Source organism: Salibacter halophilus (genome assembly GCF_008806325.1).
Lineage (GTDB): Bacteria > Bacteroidota > Bacteroidia > Flavobacteriales_G > Salibacteraceae > Salibacter > Salibacter halophilus.
Map to the genome: position 1 here is coordinate 147,487 of NZ_WACR01000002.1, position 16,467 is coordinate 163,953.

The following is a 16,467-nucleotide window of genomic DNA, read 5'->3' on the forward strand; positions in this document are numbered from 1 at the left end:
TAATCAATACGCACAAAGTCCGTATAAATTGTTGACGCTTAACTTTTTTTGAGAAATGAAAAAAAAGGCCAGTCGGAGATGACTGGCCAGTTTAGTTTATTAGGTCAAGAGAGTATTAGAATCTTCTAATTGCTCTTACTCTGTAGTTAACTACTTTATTGTTCACAACAACTCCTCCACTGTAAAAATTGTAAGCATAACCACTTATACTGGATGCTTCAGTAGAACTCCAGTAAGTGTCAACTGCAAAGTTGCCCAATCCACTTTGAAAGAGGTTTTGATACATCAGGTCTAAAGAATTTCTACTGGGTAAAAACCAATCACTGTATCCATTTAAATTTAGATTATTAGCAATTGATGCAGCAATTGTTCCTCCGCAACCGGCTACAATATCCTGTGTATTTTGATATCCATCTCCATAACCTGATCCTGATGCTCCAGGGAGATTCGTGCCACTACAACCCCATTGAGAGTTTGTGGATTGATCAGTTGTTGATGACTCCAAATAACGCCAGCCATTGCTGTATGATCCTTTATCGTAAAATACAATTCCGCCCGCAGGGCCAGTGCTTCCTATACTGTAGGCTGATGCCATTGTAAAGGAAACCTCATTTCCGTAGTTCGTTCCGGCACCATTAGTTGCATAAGCGCGAACATAATATGTTTGACCACCATTCAGATTAGAGAGGTTGAGAGAAAAATTCCCAGTTCCCGATCCCACACTTTGAAAACTATCTGATAATGTTGGTTGAGGATTTACGCTCCAGCAAAAACCGTAATCGGTAACGGGCGAACCATTATTTGACGTTACATCACCGTTGAAAGTAGCGTCAATCGGACTCGTGCTCGTAGCCGATATTGTACTAACACTCGCGTAACCTGCTCCCAACCAGGCTGGCACTCCGTTTGAATTTACCTGAAGCACCTGACCCGGCTGACCAATTGGGATTTCAACCCATTCAGATCCATCCCAGTAACGCATATCACCAACATTTGAGCCAGCCGGCATTCCCGGTAATTCAGCAAAGCCCCCGTTACTGAGAAAAACAGTGTCATTACTAATGGTCAGAACCTGAAGCTCATTCGTGCTATCCGCATCTTGCTCTGAGGTAAGATAACCTGCATCATTTGTAAATGAGCTCACATTTGTTGGGGTTCCTGATAAACTCGAATATTGGCCGTCAAAGCCAGCAGGTAATTCCACAAATCCGCCATTGCTCAAGTAAATGGTGTCGTTGCTGATTGTCAAAACCTGTAATTCGTTTGTATCGTCACCATCTTGCTCTGATGTGAGATATCCTGCATCATTTGTAAATGAGCTCACATTTGTTGGGGTTCCTGATAAACTCGAATATTGGCCGTCAAAGCCTGCAGGTAATGCTACAAATCCGCCATTGCTAAGGTAAATGGTATCGTTGCTGATTGTCAAAACTTGTAATTCATTTGTAGCGTCACCATCTTGCTCTGATGTGAGATAACCCGCATCATTGGTAAATACACTCACATTTGTCGGTGTACCTGATAAGCTCGAATATTGGCCGTCAAAGCCTGCCGGTAATTCTACAAATCCACCATTGCTCAGGTAAATGGTATCATTGCTGATTGTCAAAACCTGTAACTCGTTAGTAGCGTCACCATCTTGCTCTGATGTTAGATATCCTGCATCATTCGTAAATGAGCTCACATTTGTCGGTGTTCCTGATAAGCTCGAATATTGGCCGTCAAAGCCAGCAGGTAATTCCACAAAACCGCCATTGCTCAGGTAAATGGTGTCGTTGCTGATTGTCAAAACCTGAAGTTCATTTGTAGCGTCACCATCTTGCTCAGATGTGAGATATCCAGCGTCATTCGTAAATGAGCTCACATTTGTCGGTGTCCCTGATAAGCTCGAATATTGGCCGTCAAAACCGTTGATGACGCTATCAGCAGTTCCGGCATGGAGCGAATAAGGAACACTTACTAGTTGAGTAACTCCCAGCAATTCGTAGTTTGATCCTCCTTCAAAATCAACTTCAGTCTGAAGGTAGAATGGCCCCGCAGACCAGTCGATTGCGTTTAAATCATCAACAGTGTTGCCATCTCCAATTTGCAAAGAGACTAGGCCATTAGCATTTGATTGTACTGAATGTGTTTCTTCATATTCCAGATTTCCTGTAGCACTTCCCTGTAAAATACTGATGCGTAAACCAACTGTGCTGTTTTTCACGAGTTCTCCATCAGCATTACGTACAACTGCCTGGTATGTGAATTTATTTGGGGATTGGGCGTTGAGTTGCAAAACGCTAAACACAACAAAAACTAGTGATCCAATTATTTTAGTTAGTCTTTTCATAGTTCGATTAGTTTTTAATGACTTTAAAAATTTTCATTGCTGATTGATCTGTAGATTGAACCTGAACGAAATAGATTCCCTGAGCAAAACCTGATAGGTCGATATTATTCTTGCCCTTATTTAATTGAACTGATTCGCGAAGTGAGTTTCCGTTCATTCCAACTACAGTATATGAAGCTGTTTTGTGATCGATCTCAATCGTGAGATTATCACGAGCTGGATTAGGATAGAGCTCAACACCTTTCATCGCGATAACATCTCTCACCGCGGTGACATCATAAATTTCGTAAGGTTGTTGAACACCTTCACTAACCTGTCCATTACTGGTTGTGTAAGATTCATACCCAACCTGACCAATAGTGTAAGATACCGACCCGCCTGAGGCAGAATCAGATCCTCCTGCTGTGACTACAGCTTGTTGCGCTCTGACCGAAAAGGACAAAGCCAACATTGAAATGGTAATAGTCAAGAGTTTCATTTTTATTTGATTTTCAAATTACTAGGGCAAAAGAATAGATAAGAGAAATAATAATACATGTAAATACTTCAATTTCAACTCTACAAACCTCTTTTTACGTCATGAAATACATCTACACAACATTAACAAGTGACTGATTTACAAGACTGTAAATCTCTACATTTTCACTTCATTTAAAACATCTCGCAAAGAGCTTTCCTGTTGCAAGTCCATTTTTTTACGAACTCTGTAACGATGCATATCAACGCTCTTGGTCGATATATTGAAAATTGAAGCAATTTCTTTTGAAGAGAGTCCAAGCTTTATCAAAGCACAAAGCCTGAGGTCTTTTTGAGTGAAGTCGGGATATTTTGATGAAAGATTATTGTAGAAAGTCTTCATCTGCTTTTTTACCTCTTCAAAAAAGCTGTGCATTTCAACTTCAGAGTTTAGGTACTGCTTGATCTTCAACCCAACAGACTTAGCTTTAGGATCATTGATCTTTTTAATAGACTCCAAAATATCTTTCAACAACTCGTTTCGCTCTGATAAATAAATACCCAACCTGGCAAGTTCTTCATTTTTAGCTTTGATGTTCGTTTTCAACTCATTATTTATGAGTTTTTCGTTCTTCAGTTGAGCTTCCTGAAGGCGCTTATTGAGAGAGCTTCTCTTTCTGAATTGTATAATGGAGATAACTAAAAAAAGTACAACGACTCCACCTCCTACAGATAAATAAATCCAGCGTTTTTTGAGAATCCGTTGAGTTTGAGCTTCATTCTCAGCAGTCTGAATTTTCAACTCCTGTAGTTCGATTTTTCGTTCTTTTTGCTCCAACTCATAACGTGCAGATAAATCCTCAACAAGTCTTTGTTTTTCAATCGCTATGCGGTCAGTTTCCCAAATTAGAATAGAATCTGAAAGAGAAAGTGCTTCATCAGTTTTGCCGTAAGCTTTGAGTAATTCTTTCAGAACCTTAAATGCTTCTACATGACTCGTCTCAATATTGTAATCTCTTATGATTTGAATTGCCGGCCTTAATCTTTTCTCAGCTGCTTTCAATTTGCCCTGGCTAATTAATGATTGAGTAAGGTTGTACTCAGACTCAGCTTGTTTTTCTGTGTAGCGCTTTTTCTCAAATATTGAACTAGCTGCTCGCAACTGATCTTCAGCAATTGCGTAGTGACTTTCTAGATTATTGAGCTGCCCTAGATTCAACAACGCATAAGCCAAAGAAACTGAATCATTGTGATCAACAGCAACTGACTTAGCTTTTTGAAGGTAATAATCTGAACTATCAGATTGGCTTTTATTGAGGTAAAGACTTCCAAGATTGTTGAGTACTGATGACACCCCTGTATAGTCATCAATTTCTCTAAACCCACCCAAAGCCTGACGGTAATAATGTGAAGCTTTTTCTGGTTCATTCAACTGTTTATAGATCGTTCCCAGATTTGAAAAAAGTGTGGCTCTGACCGTAGCCATTCTACTTCCATCTCCCAACAACCTCAAAGCTCTCAGGTAATACTGTGCAGCTGTATGAAATTTGGATTCGTTGTTCCAGGTATTTCCTATGTTGATGATGGACTTCAATAAACTGATTGTATCAGCGTTGTGGCTCTGCTTGATAGTGAGTGCCTGATTGAAATATTTCCTGGCCGAATCAAACTCGCTTTTTTGATTGAATATTGAACCGGTATTGTTCAGAGCCATTGCAATACGCAGCGAATCTGAAAGTTTAATTGCTATAGAAGAACTCCTTTTAAAAGCGCTTATAGACTCATCTAAATTTCCTTTTAGATAATGGTAGTTGCCTAATAATAAATTTGCCTGATAGCACGACTCATTGGATTGCTCGTCACTTTGGCAATCTTTGAGAACTTTTTGAATATAAAAAAGGGCTGAATCCGGCTTAGAAGCGAGGATTTTTTCAGCCCTTGATAATTCAGGAGATACTGCCATTAAATTACTGATCGGTAAAACCAGGAAAACTATCAGCAGTATTCTCGCAATCATGTTATATCATTTATCAGTGTACAATTTTCTCTACCTGTTCAACTCCGTTAAAACTGAACTTCACAAAGAAAAGACCTTTTGGTAAATTACTCAAATCGAGGTTGTTTGTATTTTGTTGTTCGAGTAAAAGTTTGCCTGTTGCATCGTAGAGTCTGGCAGATTCAACCTGCTCAGTAAACCACAAAGTGTTTCTAACCGGATTGGGGTATATTGAAACTTTATTTTTAGCCAATTCATCAACTGATGTTCCAACCCATTTAGCCTTGAGGTTTACAGAATGATCTCCCTTATTTGTTTCAATGTTGAGATTTTCATCTACTAAAACTTCACCTGTAGCTAGAAATACTGGGTTAAACTCAACATCAATTTCCAACCCTTCACCAGGCTTAAGTGTGATAGGTAAACCACTTACATTTCGGTAATTCACATAAGTTGTATCTGTTACGCTGAGTCCGGTTATTTCTACATCTCTATTTCCATCATTACGAACTGAAACAGCATATTGGGTATTTGAAACTCTACCTCCATTATCAATTGTATCATTTGAAACAATAAGATTATTCACTTCATCCATATCTGCATTACCCACCAGACTTTTCATTCTGTCCATGAATTGTGGATAATCGACAAATGGGTTGCGGTTACCTTGTGCGTTCTCTACTGCATCATTTCGGTTATGATCAAACTGTATAGGATCATAAGTCCTGTGCCAGTCGAGTAAAATGTGTTCCTGATTTTGATAAAAGTTGTTGTAATCACCATAGCGCAAAACGAAATACATCATTGCTCTTGCACTTCTGCCCTTTTGGCTGTCGCGTGGTTCAAACTTGCTGTTATTTCCTTTTGACCCACCGTTGCTCCAGTTGGCATTGTTGACATGACCAAACGGATAATTCGCTCTGGCACTGTTACTCTGCTGGGTTGTAGGGAAAAGATGATGAATATCGCCTTTCATCGGGAAGTTGCTGTTGAACAAACTTTGCGGAAAAGTATGTTCTGTATTGAAGCCCTGGTTCTGAGCATCCTGCCTGTCACTGTAATTCGTCACCTGAGTTCCTGTGTAAACGCATTCCAACGTGTTGACAGACTCATTACCATTCACTTTTTGATTGTCTGATGTCATGAACATCACATCGCGAGCGGGTGAATACCCGAGTTGGTTCGTGTGGTTATTGGTTACGATAGACTCCAAAACATTCTTCAGGTTCTGACCAGAACGGTTGTCAGTTCCCGTATAAACACCCATTGAAGCTTCAGCATCTGCTTCAACCGGAATTGAAAAAGTTCCCCTATCCTGAGTGTAAACCATCAACTGCGAATAATGCGTGATATTATGAACAGGAGAAAAATCAACATCAATCGTTACAGAGGAATTCCCTGAAATCGTTGACACAGCAGGTGAAATTGTGAAAGCCGATGTTCCAAAATGTTTCCCCAATGTAATGCTGTCAATAGTGACTTCCTGTGAGTATTCATTCGTGAGCTCTACCTGTGCCGAGACCGATGAACCAGGCACTTGAGTGTTCATTTGAATGAGGTTCTGATCAAAAGTAATTTGAGCATTAGTCAAAATAGGCAGCGCCAATCCGGCTGCAATCGCTAAAGTGAGTTTCTTCAATTTCATGCCGCAAAATTGACCTTTTTCAGCCAAACCCAAAAACGAGATAACATTAAATAAACGTTGTTTTGCTGTGTCCCAGCAAATTCAGTTTTACTTTTGCAACATGAGATTTTTGTGGACAATACTATTCGCATTTGCGTTTACCCTTTGTTTCGGTCAGAACCAAAAAGCCACCGACACAACCGATGCATGGCTGACAGTCAACAACTTTGACGACAGCTATCGCGGAGAAAACGAAATCAGAATCGGGTTTTGGAACCTCGAAAACCTCTTTCACCCATCTGATGATTCACTGAAAAATGACGATTCATTTACACCCAGTGGAAACAACCATTTCAACTGGTACAAGTACAACGAAAAGCTCAAAAACCTCAGCAAAGTCGTTACAGCAGTGGGCGGTTGGGAACCGATAGAGATCATGGGGTTTTGCGAGGTTGAAAACAAACAGGTAGTTGAAGATTTGATCTACAACACTCCGCTCAAAGAAACCAATTACGAAATCATTCACGTTGAATCGCCCGATAACCGCGGAATTGACGTGGCGCTCATCTACAACCGCGACAAAATAAAGATCGACACCTTTAAAGCTATAACTGTCGATTTCCTGGAGCCTGATAGCCGCCCCACTCGCGACATTTTACACGTAGAAGCACTTTTCCGCAAAAAGAAAATCCACATCTTCATCAACCATTGGCCATCGCGGTATGGGGGTCACCTCGTGACAGTTCCAAAACGCAATAGAGCTGCCGATATCCTCAGGACACATGTAGACTCCATTTTTCGGTCAGAACCGAATGCCAACATCGCCATTCTGGGCGACTTCAACGATCACCCAAATGACGAAAGCATGCTCGAGCATCTGCGCGCCAAAACCGATACGGCAAACCTCCCCGACACTGCGCTGTACAACATGATGTGGCCTAAGATGGGATCTGAAGGAACCCACAAATACCAGGGGCACTGGGGAATTTTAGATCAAATAGTAATTTCGGGAAATCTACTCCACGGAACAAACGGATTCAAAACCTCTCCCAAAAATGCCGTAATCTTTAAAGCCCCGTTTTTGCTGGAGGAAGACCGCACCCACCTGGGCAAAAAACTCAACCGAACATACATCGGGATGCGATACAACGGTGGGTACAGTGATCACCTGCCAATTTTATTAGATTTGCAATTCCTCGAAAAACAGGCCGTTAAATGATATTATCAGGAAAAGAAATAAAGCGCGAAATTGGAAAAGGCATTACGATTGAACCTTTTAGCGAAGAACAGCTCAACCCAAACAGCTACAACCTTCGCCTCTTCAACGAGCTCCTCACTTACGACAACAAAGAGCTCGACATGCGCAGTCCAAACCCTACATCCAGGATTACCATTCCCGAGGAAGGTCTGTTACTGGAACCCAACAAACTCTACCTGGGGCGTACACTCGAAAAGACCTCAACCGATAAATTCGTTCCCATGCTCGAAGGTCGTTCGTCAATCGGCCGGCTCGGACTATTCATTCACGTAACAGCAGGGTTTGGCGACATCGGGTTCAACGGCTACTGGACACTTGAGATCTTTTGCGTTCAGCCCATCCGCATTTACCCAAGTGTAGAAATCTGCCAGATATTCTACCACACCATCGAAGGCGACTACGACCTTTACACCAGCGGAAAATACCAAAACAACGAAGGCATCCAGGCCAGCATGTTGTACCGTGATTTTGATAAACTGCCAAAGTAAGTAGCTCAATACAAGGAGTATCAGATAAAAGTTGTTTACCTTTTTGATTAGTGTATATTTGTTGGGAATCAAGCGAAACCCAAATAAAATACTACACTCTAAATCGAAAAACACTTCAAAGAAAGGCATCCCTCTCAAGTCAGTCTTTTCCAAAACAACTTTTAATCATGAAGCATCTTCTCCCTACATTACTATTCGTTCTATTGACCACACAATCCTATTCACAAACTCAAATAGGAAATGATATAGATGGGGAGGCTGTAAACGACAACTCTGGAGAATCAGTCAGCATGCCGGATGCAAATACTTTAGCTATTGGCGCTATATATAATGATGATAACGGTGTAAACTCTGGGCATGTTAGAGTGTACACTTGGAATGGAAATAGCTGGAATCAAAAAGGGAATGACATTGATGGAGAAGCAAACTATGACAGGTCGGGAAAATCAGTGAGTATGCCGGATAGCAACACCTTAGCGATTGGTGCTCACTGGAATAATGGAACAGCACCTACATCTGGTCATGTGCGAGTGTACACCTGGAATGGTAATAACTGGAATCAAAAAGGGAATGACATTGATGGAGAAGCTTTTTTTGATAGGTCGGGTGTCTCAGTGAGTATGCCTGATAAAAATACAGTAGCAATTGGAGCGACAACTAATGATGGTAACGGAACAGATGCTGGTCACGTCAGGATTTACATCTGGAATGGTACTAACTGGATACAAAAAGGGAATGATATTGATGGAGAAGCAGCTGGTGATCTCTCTGGTAATTCCGTAAGTATGCCTGACTCAAATACTGTAGCGATTGGAGCATACAACAATGATGGAAACGGAACACACTCTGGGCATGTAAGGATATATTCCTGGAACGGGACGACATGGGTACAAAAAGGTATCGATATTGATGGGGAAGCAGCCGATGACGAATCAGGACATGCAGTGAGCATGCCAGATAGCAATACAGTAGCCATTGGAGCTCCGAAAAATGACGGAACAGCTTCTAATGCAGGTCATGTGCGAATTTACTCATGGAACGGGAATAGCTGGATACAAAAAGGGAATGACATAGATGGTGAAGCTTTTTATGACCATTCAGGATGGTCAGTAAGTATGTCAGACTCCAATACCTTAGTGATTGGAGCGAAATTTAATAGTGGGAATGGATCTTTATCTGGACATGTACGAATATATTACTGGAATGCAAATAGTTGGATGCAAGTTGGTAATGACATTGATGGAGAAACAGCACATGACAGGTCAGGCTTTTCCGTGAGCATGCCTGATAATAATACTGTATCGATTGGAGCGCGTCTCAATAATGGAAATGGGGCTTATGCCGGCCATGTGCGAGTGTATTCTTTGCAATCAACATATAACACAATTTCACCCGTTGTTTGTAACAGCTTCACTTCTCCAAGTGGAAACCACACTTGGACAACAAGTGGTACTTATTATGATACACTTCTCAATGCTGCAGGACTTGATAGTATTATAACAGTAAATTTAACTATAAATCAAAATTCTTTTGCAAGTATCTCACCAGTTGCTTGTAACAGTTTTACTTCCCCAAGCGGAAATTACACATGGACAACAAGTGGAACTCATATGGACACAATCCCTAATGCCACTGGTTGCGACAGTATTATTACTGTAAATTTAACAGTCAATCAAAACTCTTTTGCAACCATCTCGCCTGTTGTTTGTGATAGCTATATTTCCCCAAGTGGAAATCATACATGGTATTCTAGTGGAACCTACATGGATACAATCTTTAATTCTACAGGGTGCGATAGTATTATTACAATTAACTTAACAGTAAACAATAGTTCATCTGCTAGCATCTCTCCTGTAGTCTGTGACAGTTACACATCTCCAAGCGGAAACTATACATGGACAACATCTGGAACGTATATAGATACTATTCCAAACTCTGTAGGATGCGACAGTATTATAACTGTAAACCTAACAGTACAAAGCAACGGAAGTACACAAAATATAGTGGTCTGCGATACAAATAGCTACACATGGCCAGTTAACCTTCAAACATACCCCTTAAGCGGAACATATACTACAACATTATCAAATGTTGCAGGATGTGATTCTATTATAACTTTGAACCTGGAAATTAACAACAGCACTACAGCAAACATTTCGCCAGTTGTATGTAATAACTACAATTCACCTAGTGAAAACCATACCTGGACAACGAGTGGGACATACATGGATACCATTTCTAATACTGCTGGATGTGACAGTATTATCACTATAAACTTAACGGTAAATAATAGTAATGCTGGTAGTCAATCAGAAATAGCTTGTGACAGTTACACCTGGCCAGCTAGCAATCAAACTTATACTTCGAGTGGTAATTACACCACTACACTAACAAACTCCAATGGTTGTGATTCAGTTGTTACACTAAATCTAACTGTCAACAATAGTACATCAGCGAGCATTTTCCCTATAGTTTGTAGCAGCTTCACTTCCCCAAGTGGAAACTACACATGGACTTCAAGTGGTACCTATCAAGATACTATTTCTAATTCTGTGGGTTGTGACAGTATAATAACAGTGAATCTAACTGTAAACAATAATACAGGGTCTCAAACAGAAACAGTTTGCAACAGCTACACCTGGCCCGCAAACAATCAAACTTATAACTCTAGTGGTAACTACACAACTACTCTGACAAACTCAAATGGTTGTGATTCTGTCGCAACACTGAACCTAACGGTAAACGATAGCACATCAGCAAGCATTTCGCCAGTTGTATGTAATAATTACAATTCACCAAGTGGAAATTATACCTGGACGACAAGCGGAACTTACATGGATACTATTCCTAACACACTTGGCTGTGACAGTATCATTACAGTTAACTTAACAGTTAACAACAATACCGGTTCACAAAATGAAACAGTTTGCAACAGCTACACCTGGCCGGCAAACAACCAAACTTACACTTCAAGCGGAAACTACTCCACTACTCTCACAAACTCTGCTGGTTGTGATTCGATTGTTACTTTAAATTTGTCAATTAACGATAGTTCCTCATCCACTATTTCACCAGACGTTTGTGACAATTACACTTCACCTAGTGGAAATTACAACTGGACAACGAGTGGAACTTATCAGGACACGATTTCAAACAATACCGGTTGTGATAGTGTCATTACCATTGACTTAAATGTTGACTCAATTAACACTGTTGTTCAGAATAGTGGTGACTCTTTAATCGCTCAGGACACAGGGGCTACTTACCAATGGGTTTATTGTGATAACAACTCCACTCCTATTCCGGGAGAAACTGGTCAGATCCTTGAAGTGGCTGTTAGTGGTGATTATGCTGTTAGTCTGACAAAGCACGGTTGCATTGATACATCAGCTTGTTACAATGTGATTCCTAGTGGATTTGAAACCGCAATATCCGGTGAAAATAACATTATCGTTTACCCAAATCCCAACGAAGGCTTATTCACCATTGAACACTCTTTTACAGAAAACAAGCCATTTGAAGTCACAAACATCAATGGGAAAGTTCTTTACCGTGGAACTCTAACTCAAAAACAAACTAAAGTCGATCTATCAAACCTGGCTACAGGCATCTACCTTCTGAGAGTTGAAGGTGCTGTTGTGAAATTGGTTCTGAAATAAAATTTTAAATCATGAAGAATACATTCACTATACTCTTTATTATAATAAATACTATCTCCTACGCACAAATACAAAAAGGCAACGATATAAATGGTGAAGATGAACATGATGAGTCAGGCTTTTCAATAAGTATGCCTAATAGTTATACGATAGCTATAGGTGCTCCTTACAATGACCAAACCCCATGGGAGTCCGGTCATGTTCGTGTTTTTTTATGGAACGGAAATTCATGGATTCAAAAGGGTTCAGATATTGATGGAGAAAACTCACATGATAACTCGGGTTACTCTGTAAGTATGCCAAATTCAAACATAGTAGCGATTGGAGCACCTTTTAATGATGGTAATTCAAGTGTATCTGGACATGTTAGAGTTTACAAATGGGATGGGAACACATGGGTCCAGAAAGGAAATGACATAGACGGCTCTTTTGGAGGTGATTATTCGGGCTACGCTGTTAGTATGTCAGACTCTAACACTCTAGCAATTGGAGCTCCAAAAAATGATGTGAACGGAGTTAATTCAGGTCAAGTAAGAGTTTTAGTTTGGAATGGTAATAACTGGATTCAGAAAGGTAACAGTATTTATGGAGAAGCTCCTTTAGACAACCTTGGTAAAACTATAAGCATGCCAGACTCGAATACTTTAGCCTTAGGTGCTTACGATAACTATGGTAATGGGACTGAATCTGGTCACGTCAGAGTATTTTACTGGAATGGAAATTCATGGATGCAAAAAGGTAATGAGATAGAAGGCGACACCGCTTATGATAGGTTAGGTGCTTCAGTTAGTATGCCAGATTCCAATACTTTGGCAGTAGCTGCACCTAGAAGTAATGTAAATGGATCAAATTCTGGACAGATAAAAATATATAAGTGGAATGGAGTAAGCTGGACTCAAAAAGGTAACGACATCTATGGTGAAAGCTCTGAGAGTTATGCTGGTTCATCCATAAGTATGGCTGATTCCAACACTATAATAATCGGGGCTAAAGGAAATGACGATAATGGAAACAATTCTGGACAAGCAAGATTATATTCTTGGAATGGGAACTCTTGGTTACAGATTGGTCAAGATGTAAATGGCGAAAACAACTACGATTTCTTTGGGCAAACAGTAAGTTCACCTAACTCTTCCGTATTTGCTGTAGGTGCGCCCCTTAATGATGGTGTTAATAATCTTGATCCCGATATTGGACATGTTAGAGTATATTGTATTCCAACTACACAAACAATTACACAAACAACCTGTGATAACTACACACCACCGAGCGGTAACTATACATGGACCACAAGCGGAACATACCAGGATACAATAGTCAACTCTCTTGGCTGTGACAGTATTCTAACTATTAACTTAACGGTGAACAATAGTAATGCTGGTAGTCAATCAAAAATGGTTTGCAACAGCTTCACTTGGCCTGCAAACAACCAATCTTATACTTCAAGTGGAAACTATACTACTACTCTAACTAATTCCGATGGTTGTGATTCTGTAGTCACACTAAACCTAACAGTAAACGATAGTTCCTCATCCACTATTTCTACGGTTGTCTGTGATAATTACACTTCACCAAGTGGCAATTACAACTGGACATCGAGCGGTACTTACATGGACACCATTCAAAATGCTGAGGGATGTGATAGCCTGATTACGGTGAATTTAACTGTCAATCAGAGCACAATTTCAAGCATCTCACCAATCGTTTGTGACAATTACACTTCACCGAGTGAAAATTATACATGGACAACAAGCGGAACGTATCAGGACACAATTTCAAATATTGCAGGTTGTGATAGTGTCATTACCATTGACTTAAACGTAGACTCGATTAACAGTGATGTTCAAAATAGTGGTGATTCACTAATTGCTCAGGACACTGGAGCTACTTACCAATGGGTTTATTGTGATAACAACTCCACTCCTATTCCGGGGGAAACCGATCAGATCCTTGAAGTAGCAGTAAGCGGTGATTATGCTGTTAGTCTGACAAAGCACGGTTGCATTGATACATCAGCTTGTTACAATGTCATTCCGAGTGGATTTGAAACTGCAATTTCCGGTGAAAATAACATTATCGTTTACCCAAACCCTAACGATGGTCTTTTCACTATTGAACACTCCTTCACAGAAAGAAAACCCTTTGAAGTCACAAACGTCAATGGGAAAGTCCTTTACAGCGGAACACTAACTCAAAAGCAAACTAAAGTCGATCTATCAAACTTCGCAACAGGGATCTACCTTCTGAGAGTTGAAGATGCTATTATGAAACTGGTTTTGAAATAGATTTTGAAACAAGCCAATCAGATCATGATCTGATTGGCTTTTCTTCATTAATTCCTAACCGCTGTCCCCTTTTCTAAAATCTTCGATTAACGAGCTAAGTCGTTTCACCCTTTCTAAACTCTACGAAACAAGTTAATTAAGAACAGCTTACTCTATCTTTTTAATTCTTAATGTCTGGTAGATTTTCTCCTGTCACCCTTATGTCTACCCGGCAAATTAGCACCGTATTCATGATAACCCTAGATTGCCAAAAATCTAAAAACGAAGGAATCATGAATTATTTCAAACTTTTCTCAGCAGTCTGTTTGGTGCTTTGGGGATTCACACTCAATGCCCAACATGCAAACTCAATTTCAATAAGATCTTTCAATGAAAATATCTTTGAAACAAAATCGGTTAGTGACTCCAGTGGTAACAGAATAATTGCATCGCAATGGACAAACGGAACCGGACAGGGTCAGTCTTCATCAAATGTATTCATCGAAAAATACAATGCCAACGGCAATATGATATTTGGTATCTCTACGCTCTATCAGGGAAGTTCAAGTGCTACTCTTGCAGATTTAGCTATCGACACAAACAACAATGTATTTGTACTGATCAATTACAGGTCAGCACAGGCAGAACTGGCAAATGCAACTTTTCCGGGCAGTCCGGATAATGAGGATGATTTTTTCCTCGCTAAAATAGGTCCGCTTGGTTCTGTTTTATGGATTACCGGTCCCGAATCTGACCAATTCCTAGACCATAAGGATAGAAAAGCAAAAAGTCTTTCTATAAACGAAGAAAATAAGCTAATCATTACTGGAAGCCATCACGTAAATTTCTCAGTTGGTGGAGCTGATGTAACAGGTGTTCAAAGTGACAGTGCAGACTCAAAATTCGACTACCCGATGAACTTCGTCCTCAAGCTCGATAATGACGGAAACGGAATTTGGGCACAGTCTTTTAATCTGGTGAACTTTGAATCTGTATCGGGGTATCACGGTGTGCAAGATGCTCATCAAGCTAAGGACGGATCTATTTACACCTATCTCGATCTAGCAGATGCGGTCGTGCTATATGACGACACGATCAACCCGGTTGCAGATACCAACAAATTCACAAAAGCAATCCTCAAAACAGATCAGAACTTTCAAAACCCTCAGGTTCTGACCATGACATCAACCAACGATTTTCAGTTTCGAGTAAGGGATTTCATCCTTAATAAATGTGGCGAGCCCATTGTTTTGGGAGAGTTCTCAGAAAACATCACAATTGGAAATGAGTCACTTTCATCCACAAAAGGCAAAACTGATGTGTTTGTCGCAAAGGTCAATCACAACAATCAGATCCAGTGGTTGAAAAATTTTGGTTCTACCGAAGCTGATGATGCGGTAGGCCTGGATGTGAACGATCAAAATGAAATTTTCTTTGGAATGCAGTATTGGGGAGAGTACGATTACGGAAACAATACTTACACACCGCAGGGACAAGATGTCGCTCTGTTTAAGCTGGACACTACCGGTAATTTTGTTTGGCAGTCTCACTCTACAGGATCTGGCTCAATCAATCTCAGAGATCTCGATGTGATGGACGACAACAACGTTTCCTGGACATTGAAGATCCACGGATCTAAAATGCTGAGTGGAGCTCCGATTCAGGCAACTGCAAAACTGGTTTTGAGTATTTGGCGTGACGACAACTACAGCGGTGAACCTGTGGAGTGCAGCAATGACACGTTTGTTGGAAAAGGCCGGGATCTGACCGAAAACCGATTGAACGTTTATCCTAATCCGGCTGAATCATTTGTCAATATTGAGAAAGACAAAACTGACTCTCACATTCAGATCCTAAATGTGCAGGGACAAGTGGTCTGGACTGAAAAAAGCAATAGCAAAAAGTCGAAAGTTGACATCAACGACCTCACACCCGGAATGTACTTTATCCTGGTAGAAGGTGATGAGCAGTCTGCACAAAAATTGATAGTCGAGTAGAATCACTCGATACCCCCAACCGTCCTGACTCAAGTGTCAGGGCGGTTTTTATTTAGATAGAACCCGCAGTTGTATTCTGTCGTAAATTGTAGCTTTACCGCTCGTTTGCTATGGGTTTCCTCAAAAACATATTCTCCAAATTTCTCATTCTGCTGGTGAAGTTTTACCAGTACGCCATTTCCCCGTTTTTTCCATCAACCTGTCGCTACACGCCAACATGCAGCTCCTACTCCATCAAAGCAATTGAAGAATGGGGTCCTCTCAAAGGCGGTTGGCTCGCCATAAAACGCATTTCATCCTGCCATCCCTGGGGCGGACACGGACATGATCCAGTTCCTAAAAACCCTAAAAGAAAACCGAAAAATAAATCAGCAACCTAAAAGATCGAGACAA

At 40.5% G+C, this 16,467-nt stretch carries 10 protein-coding genes; 6 read left to right on the forward strand and 4 right to left on the reverse strand.

Annotated elements, in window-relative coordinates; all coding sequences use genetic code 11:
* Window positions 1–115: 115 nt before the first annotated feature.
* From F3059_RS02760 to F3059_RS02775, 4 genes are all read right to left on the reverse strand, one after another.
* Window positions 116–2,332, reverse strand: a complete 2,217-nt coding sequence (locus F3059_RS02760; protein ID WP_151166416.1) for a DUF1566 domain-containing protein — start codon at window positions 2,330–2,332, stop codon at window positions 116–118.
* 7 nt (window positions 2,333–2,339) lie between these two features.
* On the reverse strand, window positions 2,340–2,810 hold the full coding sequence (locus F3059_RS02765; RefSeq protein WP_151166417.1) for a T9SS type A sorting domain-containing protein: 471 nt from the start codon (window positions 2,808–2,810) through the stop codon (window positions 2,340–2,342).
* Between the two features lie 156 nt (window positions 2,811–2,966).
* Window positions 2,967–4,805 carry a tetratricopeptide repeat protein gene (locus tag F3059_RS02770; protein WP_151166418.1) on the reverse strand — a complete coding sequence of 613 codons (1,839 nt, stop codon included), beginning with the start codon at window positions 4,803–4,805 and terminating at the stop codon, window positions 2,967–2,969.
* A gap of 13 nt (window positions 4,806–4,818) precedes the next feature.
* On the reverse strand, window positions 4,819–6,429 hold the full coding sequence (locus F3059_RS02775; protein WP_151166419.1) for an endonuclease: 1,611 nt from the start codon (window positions 6,427–6,429) through the stop codon (window positions 4,819–4,821).
* A gap of 100 nt (window positions 6,430–6,529) precedes the next feature.
* On the opposite strand from F3059_RS02775, the gene F3059_RS02780 reads away from it, so the two are divergent.
* The 6 genes from F3059_RS02780 to yidD all read left to right on the forward strand — a co-directional run bounded on the left by F3059_RS02780 (window position 6,530) and on the right by yidD (window position 16,454).
* Window positions 6,530–7,627 carry an endonuclease/exonuclease/phosphatase family protein gene (locus tag F3059_RS02780; RefSeq protein ID WP_151166420.1) on the forward strand — a complete coding sequence of 366 codons (1,098 nt, stop codon included), beginning with the start codon at window positions 6,530–6,532 and terminating at the stop codon, window positions 7,625–7,627.
* Window positions 7,624–8,154 (forward strand): dCTP deaminase, encoded by a 531-nt coding sequence (dcd, locus tag F3059_RS02785; RefSeq protein WP_151166421.1) that lies wholly within the window; start codon window positions 7,624–7,626, stop codon window positions 8,152–8,154. The genes F3059_RS02780 and dcd overlap by 4 nt, the downstream gene beginning before the upstream one ends.
* Window positions 8,155–8,321: 167 nt before the next feature.
* Window positions 8,322–11,813 (forward strand): T9SS type A sorting domain-containing protein, encoded by a 3,492-nt coding sequence (locus F3059_RS02790; protein WP_151166422.1) that lies wholly within the window; start codon window positions 8,322–8,324, stop codon window positions 11,811–11,813.
* An 11-nt stretch (window positions 11,814–11,824) separates the two neighbouring features.
* Window positions 11,825–14,098 carry a T9SS type A sorting domain-containing protein gene (locus F3059_RS02795; protein ID WP_151166423.1) on the forward strand — a complete coding sequence of 758 codons (2,274 nt, stop codon included), beginning with the start codon at window positions 11,825–11,827 and terminating at the stop codon, window positions 14,096–14,098.
* Window positions 14,099–14,370: 272 nt separating this feature from the next.
* Window positions 14,371–16,074 carry a T9SS type A sorting domain-containing protein gene (locus F3059_RS02800; protein ID WP_170265004.1) on the forward strand — a complete coding sequence of 568 codons (1,704 nt, stop codon included), beginning with the start codon at window positions 14,371–14,373 and terminating at the stop codon, window positions 16,072–16,074.
* Between the two features lie 110 nt (window positions 16,075–16,184).
* Window positions 16,185–16,454: a membrane protein insertion efficiency factor YidD gene (gene yidD, locus F3059_RS02805; RefSeq protein ID WP_151166425.1), complete on the forward strand. Its 270-nt coding sequence runs from the start codon at window positions 16,185–16,187 to the stop codon at window positions 16,452–16,454.
* Window positions 16,455–16,467: the final 13 nt, after the last annotated feature.

Coding starts and splice junctions, on each gene's coding strand:
- F3059_RS02760 (WP_151166416.1), bottom strand. CDS start 2,332: ATGAAAAGACTAACTAAAATAATTGGATCACTAGTTTTTGTTGTGTTT.
- F3059_RS02790 (WP_151166422.1), top strand. CDS start 8,322: ATGAAGCATCTTCTCCCTACATTACTATTCGTTCTATTGACCACACAA.
- F3059_RS02770 (WP_151166418.1), bottom strand. CDS start 4,805: ATGATTGCGAGAATACTGCTGATAGTTTTCCTGGTTTTACCGATCAGT.
- F3059_RS02775 (WP_151166419.1), bottom strand. CDS start 6,429: ATGAAATTGAAGAAACTCACTTTAGCGATTGCAGCCGGATTGGCGCTG.
- F3059_RS02765 (WP_151166417.1), bottom strand. CDS start 2,810: ATGAAACTCTTGACTATTACCATTTCAATGTTGGCTTTGTCCTTTTCG.
- F3059_RS02795 (WP_151166423.1), top strand. CDS start 11,825: ATGAAGAATACATTCACTATACTCTTTATTATAATAAATACTATCTCC.
- F3059_RS02780 (WP_151166420.1), top strand. CDS start 6,530: ATGAGATTTTTGTGGACAATACTATTCGCATTTGCGTTTACCCTTTGT.
- F3059_RS02800 (WP_170265004.1), top strand. CDS start 14,371: ATGAATTATTTCAAACTTTTCTCAGCAGTCTGTTTGGTGCTTTGGGGA.
- dcd (WP_151166421.1), top strand. CDS start 7,624: ATGATATTATCAGGAAAAGAAATAAAGCGCGAAATTGGAAAAGGCATT.
- yidD (WP_151166425.1), top strand. CDS start 16,185: ATGGGTTTCCTCAAAAACATATTCTCCAAATTTCTCATTCTGCTGGTG.